This is a genomic window from Polyangium sorediatum, from assembly GCF_029946465.1.
GTDB classification, from domain to species: Bacteria; Myxococcota_A; Polyangia; order Polyangiales; family Polyangiaceae; genus Polyangium; species Polyangium fumosum.
This window is the reverse complement of the sequence record NZ_JARZHI010000037.1, coordinates 93,869-104,371: the sequence shown is the minus strand read 5'-3', so window position 1 is coordinate 104,371 and position 10,503 is coordinate 93,869. Positions and strand designations below refer to the sequence as shown.

Annotated in this window: 7 protein-coding genes; 5 read left to right on the top strand and 2 right to left on the bottom strand. The window is 70.3% G+C overall.

Going from position 1 to position 10,503, the window contains the following annotated elements; translation table 11 throughout:
- Positions 1–138: 138 nt before the first annotated feature.
- On the bottom strand, positions 139–864 hold the full coding sequence (locus tag QHF89_RS31690; RefSeq protein WP_284721167.1) for a hypothetical protein: 726 nt from the start codon (positions 862–864) through the stop codon (positions 139–141).
- Positions 865–925: 61 nt separating this feature from the next.
- Here QHF89_RS31690 and QHF89_RS31685 point away from each other — a divergent pair, with 61 nt between their 5' ends.
- Genes QHF89_RS31685 through QHF89_RS31665 form a run of 5 tightly spaced genes read left to right on the top strand, consistent with a single transcriptional unit; the run spans position 926 to position 6,731 of the window.
- Positions 926–1,921 carry a beta-ketoacyl-ACP synthase III gene (locus QHF89_RS31685; RefSeq protein ID WP_136968405.1) on the top strand — a complete coding sequence of 332 codons (996 nt, stop codon included), beginning with the start codon at positions 926–928 and terminating at the stop codon, positions 1,919–1,921.
- Positions 1,918–2,979, top strand: coding sequence for an amidohydrolase family protein (locus QHF89_RS31680; protein ID WP_136968406.1), 1,062 nt, complete (start codon positions 1,918–1,920; stop codon positions 2,977–2,979). The genes QHF89_RS31685 and QHF89_RS31680 overlap by 4 nt, the downstream gene beginning before the upstream one ends.
- Complete coding sequence (locus tag QHF89_RS31675) at positions 2,976–3,647, top strand: hypothetical protein (RefSeq protein ID WP_136968407.1); 672 nt, start codon at positions 2,976–2,978, stop codon at positions 3,645–3,647. Before QHF89_RS31680 ends, QHF89_RS31675 begins: the two co-directional genes overlap by 4 nt.
- Positions 3,644–4,093 (top strand): hypothetical protein, encoded by a 450-nt coding sequence (locus tag QHF89_RS31670; protein WP_136968408.1) that lies wholly within the window; start codon positions 3,644–3,646, stop codon positions 4,091–4,093. The genes QHF89_RS31675 and QHF89_RS31670 overlap by 4 nt, the downstream gene beginning before the upstream one ends.
- Before the next feature lie 4 nt (positions 4,094–4,097).
- Positions 4,098–6,731: a hypothetical protein gene (locus QHF89_RS31665; RefSeq protein WP_284721166.1), complete on the top strand. Its 2,634-nt coding sequence runs from the start codon at positions 4,098–4,100 to the stop codon at positions 6,729–6,731.
- 6 nt (positions 6,732–6,737) lie between these two features.
- Here QHF89_RS31665 and mfd read toward each other — a convergent pair whose 3' ends face one another.
- Positions 6,738–10,487 (bottom strand): transcription-repair coupling factor, encoded by a 3,750-nt coding sequence (gene mfd / locus QHF89_RS31660; RefSeq protein WP_136968411.1) that lies wholly within the window; start codon positions 10,485–10,487, stop codon positions 6,738–6,740.
- Between the last annotated feature and the right edge of the window lie 16 nt (positions 10,488–10,503).

Sequence of the window (10,503 nt, the reverse complement as noted above, 5' to 3'; positions counted from 1 at the left end):
GGCTTCTTCGTCGGCCTGTTTGAAAAACTGCGCGGAGCGCAGTTTTTCAACCCTGGGTCCAGCGCCTCGCTGGTCCGGGGTCGAGGGGGCGGACAGCCCCCCGCGGGGTCCGGGGCAGCGCCCCGGCGCGGGGTGGCGTCAGGGGGCGAGCGTGCAGCCGGTGAGGATGCCTGCGAGCATCTCGCCGCGGGGCTGGCCTTCCCAGCCGCTTTCCCAGTGGAAGGTGGGGGCCTTGAGCTTGCCTTCCACGGTGTACTTGCACTTCACGCTGAAGCGCGTGGTGGGCAGGTTGCCTGCGAGGGCGGGCTCGCTCCAGAGGCCGGCGGCGACGAACTGCACGTTGTCCGTCGAGGTGTAGGGCCGCAGCGTCTTCTTGTCGTCGGTGGCGTCGCCCTTGCTCCAGGCCTTCGACGGCGACTCGAAGCCGCAGTGCCTGCCTGCGACCTCGTCTGTCGCGGCGCAGTTGAGCTCGCGTTTGTCGCCGGCCACCAGCGTGATCTCGACGTCCACGGTCTGGCCTGGCTTCCATGCGGGGCCGCGCGGGCCGCCGCCGCCGCGCTCTTGACCGAGCAGCGCGAAGCCTGCGGCCAGCGTGCCTACGACGACCACGAAGAGCACCATGCTCTTGCCGAGGGATGCCGAGCTCGGCGGCGGTGCGCGCCTCGGCGCGGCTTTGCCGGCCTTGGGCTGCTTCTTCGCGGGCGCCTTTGCGGGCGCGGCTTTTGCGGCGGCAGGAGGGGCCTTTGCTTCGGCTTTTGCCTCGGCCTTCGGAGCCTCTGCTTGGGCTTCGGCTTCGGGCTCGTCGTGGCCCTCGTCCTCGGCTCCGCCTTCGTCCTTGTCCTCGTCCGGTTCTTTCTCGGCCATGGCGCGCGGACTCTACCTTCCTCCGCCCCGCTTCTCAAACCTTCTGTTACCCTCCGCGCCCATGAGAGCGAGCCCCCCGCGCGCCCGGATTCTCGGCACTGGCCGGTACTTGCCTGCTCGTGTCGTCACGAACGACGAGATCGCTGCGCGCGCAGGAACCTCGGATGCTTGGCTCAAGGAGCACGTCGGCGTCGAGCGCCGTCACGTCGCGGCCGAGGGCGAGACGACGAGTGACATGGCCACGGCGGCGGCGCGTGCTGCGCTGGATGCGGCGGGGCTCTCGCCTGCGGATCTCGACCTCATCATCGTCGCGACCGTGAGCGGCGACAGCCCCATGCCGGCCACCGCGGCCACGGTGCAGCAGAAGCTTGGCACCGAGCTCGTCCCTTCCTTCGACCTCGCGGCTTCGCATGCGGGCTTCCTTTACGCGCTCGCCGTGGCGGAGCAGTCGATCTCCGCGGGCGCGACGCGCACGGCGCTCGTCGTCGGCGCGGACATGCTCTCGCGTCGCGTGGATCCCGAGGATCGGACGACGGCGGGCCTCTTCGGCGACGGCGCGGGCGCGGTGATCCTCGGCGCGGCGGGCGAGGATGGCCGCGGGATCCTCTCGATGCGGCTCGGCGCGGATGGCGCGATGGGCTCGTTGCTCTCGGTTCCGGGCGGGGGGACGGGCGAGCCGATGACGCTGGAGCGGCTCGCGGCGAAGCGGAACAAGGTGCGCATGGAGGGGGCCGACCTGTTCCAGGTCAGCGTGAAGAAGCTCCAGGTCACGAGCATGGAGGCGCTGAAGGCGGCGGGGCTGCTCTCGGACAAGCTCGACTGGGTCATCCCGCAGCAGGCGAACCGCAGGATCGTGGATCGGATCGCCGAGCGGCTCGGGTATTCGCGCAGCAAGTTCATCGAGAACCTCGCCGACGTGGGCAACACGGGCGCGGCTTCGATTCCGATCGCGCTCGACGAGGCCGTGCGGGATGGCCGCGTAAAACCCGGGCAAAACGTGCTGCTTTGCGCGCTCGGGGCCGGCATCACGTGGGCGGCGTCGATGGTTCGGATGTGAAACGTCGGTTCGGAAAGACGCCGCTCGTGCTCGTCTCGGCCCTCGCGCTGAGCGCGCTCGTCTCGCTCGACGTCGGCTGCGGCGCGCCGTCGCGTGGTGTCGACTGGAACGGCAAGCGCCTGCCGGCCATCGACATGCACCTGCACCCGGGCGACTGGGATCACGTTCCCGAGGACACGCGGAAGTTTTTGGCCTCGCGGTTTCCGTTTCCGATCGGGCTCGACGCGGAGGCGGCGGCGAAGGGGTCGCTCTTGCCGGAGAGCATCCTCGGCGAGATCGACGACGCGGGCATCTGGGGCGCGGGCCTCTTTGCCATCTATGCCCCGCGCACCGTGGGCGTCGCGTCGAACGAGCTCGTCGCCGAGGATCTCACGTTTGCCCCGGATCGCTTCTTCGGGCTCGCGTCTTTGCGGGTCGACCGGTGGACGACGGATCGCGACGCGGAGCTCGATCGATTGAAGAGCACGCTCTCGCGGCCGGGGTTCGTCGGGATCAAGCTGGCCCACGCGCACCAGCATTTTCGCATGGATGATCCCGCGTTTTTCCCGATCTACGAGGTCGGGGCCTCCCTGGGCAAGCCGCTCTATCTGCACACGGGGACGAGCCCGTTCCCGGGGACGTCGCAGGAGCCGGCCTATACGGACCCGACGTACCTGGAGACGGCGATCCAGCAGTTTCCGGGGGCCACGTTCATCCTCGGGCACCTCGGCTACGATTTCGAGCAGAAGCGCCACGCGGGCCTCGAAACGTGCATTCGGCTGGCGAAGACGTACCCCAACGTGTTCCTCGAACCTTCGGCGCTCGGCTCTGCGTCGTCGGATCCGACGGGCGCGAACCTGAAGGAAGCCATGCGTCGCATGCGCGAGGCCGGGATCACGGACCGCGTGGTGTATGGCAGCGACGGGCCGCAGAGCCCGGGGTTCGTGAAGGGATACCTCGAACGAACGGTCGCCGCGATGAAGGACGCCGGATACACGGAGCAGGAAGCGGCCGCCGTCCTCGCGGGGAACTTTGCGCGCGTGTTTGGCGTGACGGTGCCCGCGGAGGCGGCCGAATGAACGTGCGCTTTGGCGTGACGTTCGGAGGTTGCGTGATCGCCACCCTCCTGGGCGCCTCCGAGGCCGCCGCTGTGGAGCCGAGGACGCCCTTTCCTGCGCACGCCGCGCTCGACGCCGTGGGCGGGAGCCCGGCGAAAGGGGCGTACGTCCTGTCGGCGCAAGGCGGCTGGCCGTTTTCGTTCCTGCGCGCGCAGGTGGGGTTGTCGGACCGGATCACCCTGCAAAGCGAGCTCGAATCGGCCGTCGGGCGCCGGTATCGCCCGATGCTGGGGATCGGCGTGCGCCTCGCCGAGGCGACACACGTGCGCCTGACGGGGGAGTTCCTCGCCGGCTGGCTCTTCCAGCGCAGCGAGGAGTACCGGCGCGGCCCGAACGGCGAGCTCCGGTTTCGCCTCGCCATTCCGGTGCGCCGGTTCGTCCCGTACCTCGTGCTCGGCACGCGCCACGCTTTTTTGCCGGATCTGCTGACGATCGAGCGCTCCTCGGGCACGGAGACAAGCTGGTCTGCGCGGCACGAGTGGACGCCCTGGGCCACGCTGGGGCTCGGGTTCGCGATATCGCGGGGGATCGGGCTCGACCTCGGCATCAACTACGGCTGGGTCGGCGCGCCGGATACGATCGCGCTGCCCGGCGTGCACCTCGGTTTGCATTTCGGAGGGGATCGATGAGCCGGGCCCGCTTCGTTTTCGCCGGTGCCCTCGTGGTCGTGCTCGCGGGGTGCATCAACGAGGAGACGCGCCTCTACGAAATCGAGCTCGACGGGCAGGTCGCCGTGCCGGACGGCGCGCCGAGCGCGGGCGCCGTGCACCTCGAATTCCACGTGGCGAAGACGTTCGGCGAGGGCGACCTCGAACATCCGCTCGGCGTCTTCGAAACGCGCACGGTGGCCGGCGTGGGGCCGGTGCGCGAGGTCGTGCTGTATCCGCTCGACGAGGGGGAGGGGCTCGTCGTGTACGGCTGGCTCGACAGCGATGGAGACGGCGTCCATTGCGCGCCCGGGCAAACCGAGGAGCCAGCGGGGCTCGTGAAGGTCGCGGGGTTCCCGGCGCACGCGCTTTCGTTTTCGCTCACGCTCCGCGCGCCGTGTGTGGGGCCGGAATCGCTGTATCCTTGAGCGGATGTCCGACGGACCCAAGCCGAAGCGTGACGTGCTCGATCCCGCGCTGGCCTCGCGTTTCGCCTGGCGCATGGCGCCGCCGCCCGAGGCGCCGCCCCCGCAGGCCGAGGCACAGCCGGCGCCGAAGCCCGACCCGGCAGCCTCGGAGGGCTTCGCCGAGCGCGCGGCGCAGGTCTGCGAGGAGCTCGCGAAGGAGGTGCGGAAAGCGTGGGCGCTCGGTTCTCCCGCGGCGCAGGCCGCCGCCACCGAGCGCTTGAAGCGCTTCGCGCGGCGGATCGGCTTTCAGATTCTCGGCATGACCCGGCATCCGCTGGAGGCCGTCCGCTTGCTTCGGCTGGTCGCCCGTCACATCGAGGCCACGCCGTTCCGCAAGGCCGACATGTTCCAGCTCGCGTGGCTGCCCATCCCGGATCGCCACCCCGAGGTGGTCGAGCTGATCGTCGAGGCCGCGCGCACCGGCGACAAGAACTTCGCGTTCGTCCTCGATCGCACCGTGGCCGAGAAGGAGTTCGAAGGTCGTTACCCCGAGCTCGGCGTGCGGCTCGCGGAGCTCGCCGATACCTCGCGCATTTGGGACGTCCGCGCGCTCGCGATCCGATGGCTCTCGCTCGACGATTATCCGACGGCGATCCCTTCGTTACGCCGCGCCCTCCGGATGCCGCACGCGCGCCTGCGGTATTATGCGCTTTTCATCCTCGTGCAGATGAAGGGATGGACGCAGCGCGAGGAAGACGTGCTCTGGCTGCTCGAGGACGCCGTGCGCCACCCGCTCGACCGCGGCGCCGGGATGAGCGCCTATGATCGCGTCGGCGATTACGAGGAGGCGCTGATCGACGCGCTCCGGGTGGCGCCCCCGGCGGAAGGGTGGAAGCCGCTCGAGGTCATCGTCGAGGGCGGCGGTGCGCACATCTCCCAGGATCGACCCGGGCTCGACGCCGATTGGGCGCTCAAGGCGCTCGCCGCCGGGTATCCGGCGCGGGCCGTCGCCCGGGTCGATCGTGTGCTCGCCGATCCGAGCGGCATTCGTCGCTTCGCCGCGATCGGCGCGCTCGCGCTCTTGCCGGAGGATCTCGCGCGCCCGCGGCTGATCGAGGCGGCCGGGTGCTGCGAGCACAACCTCGTCGAGCGCGTGAAGGGGATCTGGTTCGAGCGGTTCGGGGGCGCGCTGCCGGTGTCGCCCCTCGCCGGGGTGCCCGTGTTCTTGCTCGACGGTCCGCCGAGCGAGCGGTTTTTCGCGTGCCTGACCGTGCTCCGAGGCGCCTCGCAGGAGGCGCGCTTCACGATGGTGGACGCGCTGCTCGTCGAGGCGCCCGAGACGAGCGCTCCGCCCGCGCAGCTCTCTTCGTCGCAGCGTGAAGCGCTCGCCTTGCTTCTTCTCACGTTGCGCACGTCCGGCACGCTCTACAAGCACCCGACGCTGAGCAACCTGGGGGAGGGCGACTGGGCCAAGCTGCTGCTCCGGCGCTTCGGCGCGCCCGCGTTCGAGGGGCTCGCGAACCTCGCGGAGGCGCCGGCCCTCGCGGGGGTGAGCCGCGGCTGGCTCGACGCGCTGACCAGCGTGGCGCGGGAAGGGATGCTCGGCGCAGAGCAGCGCGAGCGGCTGCGTAGCATCGCGCGCGCGGCGCTCGCGTCGCCCGCGTGGGACAACACGTCTTCGCCGCTCATCACGCTCTCGGTCGTGGGGGCGCCGCAGGCGTGCGTGGAGCAGCTCTGGTCGATCCTGATCACGCCGGACGACCCCACGGACGCGCGAAGCGAGGGGGTGCGGTCGAACGCGGATGCGTCGCGATGGGCGTCGATCGTGCTGCGCGACGTGACCGACGCTCCGTGGCTCGACGCGCGGATCGCAGCGATGGCGCGGGAGGCGCTCCAGCAGAGGCGCTTCGATCTCTTCGAGCGGCTGATGTACCTCGGATCGGAGCGAAAGGCACAGGAGGTGCTGGACGTCGCGCCGGCCGTCCTGTCCGCCTACGACGGTGATCCCGAGGCGTTCGACGCGGTCTTCCAAGCCGCCTCGGCGCTCGTGCAGGCCAAGCGCCTCGACGACGCGTGGATCCTGTCCGCGCTCGCGGAGCCCGAGGGGCCGCTGTTCGCCGTCGCCGCGAGCCTCGTCCGCAAGTCCTCGCCTGCGCCGGTGTTCGAAGCGCTCACGCGCGCGCTCGGCTCGACCGCGCGGGGCGGCGCGTCGGCGGCCGAAGCGGCGCACGTGCTGGTCTTGCAGGAGATCCTCGCGGGGGACGACGCGCGGCTCTCGGGCATCCTGGATCGAGCCCCGGCCCGCGCGCGTGCTGCGCTCTGCGGCGCGCTCCTCGACAACGAGGTCCCGCTCGCGAGCTACCGGGAGCACGTCGCCGCGTGCCTGATCTCGCCCGATCCACAGGTCGCCCAGGAGCTCCACGATCCCTTGTGGCTCCGCAAGCCGGACGGGATGGAGGAGCTGTTCGAAGAGGTCCTGCCGCGGGTGCAAGTGGAGGACACGCGCGACTTCCTGTTCTATCTCCTCGGCGCGCCGAACGAGGCCGCGAAGTTCTGGGTCGACGGGGGCGACGACGAGGACGAGGACGAGGACGCCTGGGACGACGAGGACGAGGACGAAGACGAGGACGACTGGGAGGACGAGGACGCGTCCTCCTGAAGCGCGTTACGCCCCCGCCTTCATGCACGACGCGAGCTCCGCGAGGAGTTTGTCCGTCGCTTCGAGCCCGCTCGCGAAGACCTCCGTGTCCCGCGTCCTCCTCGACAAACGCATGTCCGGCGAGAGCTTGTACGGCGAGCCCTTGGGCTGCACGAGCTTCATCACCTTCGCGGGATCGAGCGGCGTGTCGTCGCGCAGGTGCAGCGTCACGCCCTTCGCCGTCGCCTCGCACGCGAGCGCGCGGAGCTTGCGGAGCTCGGTCTTGAGGCTCATCAGGTGCACGAGCCTTCGCGCCTCGATCGGCGGCGAGCCGAAGCGATCCTCCATCTCGTTCGCGAGATCCTGGACCTCGTCCGGGCTCGACGCGCTCGCGAGGCGTTTGTAGAAGGACAAACGCACGCCGACGTCGGACACGTAGTCCTCGGGCAAGAGCGCGTCCGCGTCGAAGGCGAGCTCGGGGTCGACCTCGTGCACGACGGGCTCGCCCTGGAGCTCGTGCACGGCCTCGTCGAGCATCTGGCAGAAGAGCTCGAAGCCGACCTGCGCCACGTTGCCGCTCTGCTCGGCGCCGAGGATGTCGCCCGAGCCGCGCAGCTCCAGATCGAGCGAGGCGATCTGGAAGCCCGAGCCGAGTTCGGTGTGGCGCTCCAGCGCCTCGATGCGCGAGCGGGACTCGTCGGTCATCGCGTTCGCGGGCGGGACGACGAGGTAACAATACGCGCGCTCCTTCGAGCGGCCCACGCGGCCGCGGAGCTGGTAGAGCTGCGAGAGGCCGAACATGTCGGCGCGATCGACGATCATCGTGTTCGCGCGCGGGATGTCGAGGCCGCTCTCGATGATCGCCGTCGAGCAGAGGATGTCGTAACGGCCCTCGACGAAGTCGAGCATCGCCTGCTCCAGCGTGGTCTCGCTCATCTGCCCGTGGGCGATCGTGATGCGCGCCGAGGGGACGAGCTCCTGGAGCCGCGCGGCCCGCTCGTAGAGGCCCTCGACGCGGTTGTACACGTAAAACACCTGCCCGCCGCGGCCGAGCTCGCGCTCGACGGCTTCGCGCAGGACGTTCTCGTCGTGCCGCGTGACGAGGGTCCGGATCGCGCGGCGCTCCGCGGGCGGCGTGGTGATGATGGACATGTCGCGCAGCCCCGTGACGGCCATCTGGAGCGTGCGCGGGATCGGCGTCGCCGTGAGCGTGAGGACGTCGACGTTCGTCTTCAGCGCCTTGATGCGCTCTTTGTGCGTCACGCCGAACCGCTGCTCCTCGTCCACGACGAGCAGGCCGAGCTTCTTGAAGTGGACATCCTTGGAGAGCAAACGATGCGTGCCGATGACGACGTCGACCTTGCCGTCGCGTAGGCCGCGCGTGGTCTCGTCCTGCTCCTTGTTCGACTGGAAGCGCGACATGGCCCGGACCTCGAGCGCGTACGGGCTCATGCGGGCCTTGAAGTTCAGGTAGTGCTGCTGCGCGAGCACGGTCGTCGGGCAGAGGACGGCGACCTGGCGGCCCGAGGCGGCCACGCGGAAGGCGGCGCGGATCGCGACCTCGGTCTTGCCGAAGCCGACGTCGCCGCAGACGAGGCGATCCATCGGGCGCGCGGCTTCGAGATCGGAGGAGACCTCGCCGATCGCGCGGGCCTGATCGGGCGTCTCGTCGAAGGGGAAGGTCGCCTCGAACGCGGCGTAGTCGTCGTCGGGCGGCGCCGTAGGCTCGCCGATCGCGCTCCTTCGCTCGGCGTAGAGGCGGAGCAGCTCGTCCGCCATCTTGCGGAGGCTCTTCTCGACCCGGGCCTTCGTCTTGGCAAACGTTTGTCCGCCGAGCCGGTCGAGCTTGGGCGCGCCTTCGCCGCCCTGAAACTTCTGGATCTGGTTCAGGCGGTAGACGGGCAGGTAGAGTTTGTCGCCGCCCGCGTACTCGACCGTGATGAGGTCGACGACCATGCCGCCGACCTGTTTGTGCACGAGCCCGTGGTAGCGGCCGATGCCGTGATCGGCGTGCACGACGTAGTCGCCGACGGAGAGGTTGCGCAGGTCTTCGAGGAAGGGCCGCGCCGAGGCCTTCGTGTCCTTGCCGCCCCGCGCGGCACGTCGATGCGCGCGGGCGCCGAAGATCTCTTCCTCGGTGACGAGCGCGAGGAGCTCGGCCGGCGCGACGACACCCCGCGCGAGCGCACCTCGCACGACGAGCGCGGTGCGCGCGGCCTCGGGAGCTTGCTCGTCGAGGATCGCAGGGTCGAACGCGCCGAGGCGGGCGCGGACGCGGACGCCCTGGTGGCGCAGGAGCGTGACGAGGCGCTCGACCTGCGTCTCCGCGCGCGCCGCGATGACGACACGCATGCCGTGCTCCTGCCAAGCGAGGATGCGGCGTACGAGCGGATCGAGCGCGCCGGTTTTGCCCCGGGAAGCTCGAGCGGCCTTGATGGCGCGTTCGAGGTCGCCCTGATCGAAGGTGGCGAGCGAGGGTGCCTCCTCCGGCGCGACCTCGAAGCGCTCGAGGGAAGCAGGATCCGGCGCGTCTCCGGCGATCCCGGTCCGATGGAGCGCGATGTGCGTGCGGCCCTCGATCCACGCGGCGATGCCGCCCTCGGTCTCGTAGAACGCGTCGAGCGGGAAGTGCGCGTCGCGCGACTTGTGGGCGAGATCGGCCAGGGCGCGGCCGAGCTCGTCGCGCAAGGATCGCGTGATCGCAGCGGGATCTTCGAGCACGACGATGGCGTCGTCGGGCAGGTACGAGGCGAGCGGAGCGAGGTCGAGGTACGCCGGGAGGAACCCTTCGGCCCCGAAGAACGTGCGACCACTCGTGACGTCGTCGACGAGGGCGCGGGCCTTCACCGAGGGAAGATCGACCGCGTCACACGCGGCCCGCGCGCGCTCGCGGGCGCGGGACTCGTTCTCGGGCGTGAGCACGGCCTCGCGCGCCTGCGGGAGCCAGACCTCCTTGATGTCGGCGATCGTCTTTTGTCCTTCGGGGTCAAACGATTTGATCCCCATGACGAGGTCGCCGTAGAACTCGATGCGCGCGGGAAAACTCGCGTTCGGGGGCCAGACGTCGAGCAAGGCGCCACGCACGGCGAAGGTGCCGGGGTCCTCGACGAGGGGGCTCCGGACGTAACCGGCCTGCGCGAGCCTGCGGATCAAGGCGTCCCGCTCGATCTCCTGCTCGGTCACGACGAGCTCGGCGTGTTCGAGGACCTCCGGCTGCGGGACGACCTTGCGGGCGAGGGCGGAGACGGGACAGACGAGCGCGCGCCAAGGCAGATCCACGGCGAGGTGGAAGAGCGCGGCGAGGCGGGCCTCGGCGCCGCGGCGATCGGGGTTCACGTCGGCGTAGGGGCTCGACTCGTTCGGCGGGAAGAGCAGGACCTCGCCGAGCGTGGTCTTGCCCGCGTCCGGCTCCTCGGCATCCGCGCCGGCGAGCAGAAACGATGCGTCGGCGTGGAGGGCGCGCGCGGCTTCGAGGTCCGCCGTGACGGCGATGATCTTTCGGCGCGTGGTTTTCGCGAGGGCGCGGAGGACGAGCGCGGTGGCGCCGCCCGCGACGGAGACGACGTGGATCGTGGGGCCCTTCGCGCCGAGGATGCGCGCGGCGAGATCCCGCGTGGTGGTGATCGGGCGATCGAGCGGGAGCTCGTACGAGGGGAGGGGCTCGAGCGGCGCTGCTTCGGGGGAATCGAGCTCGACGTCGAGGGACTCGACGCCGGCGATCTCGCCGAGGGAAGCGCGGAGCTCTGCGCCTCTGGTTGCCTTTTCGGTCGCGGGCATCGTTCGCCGCGGGTGT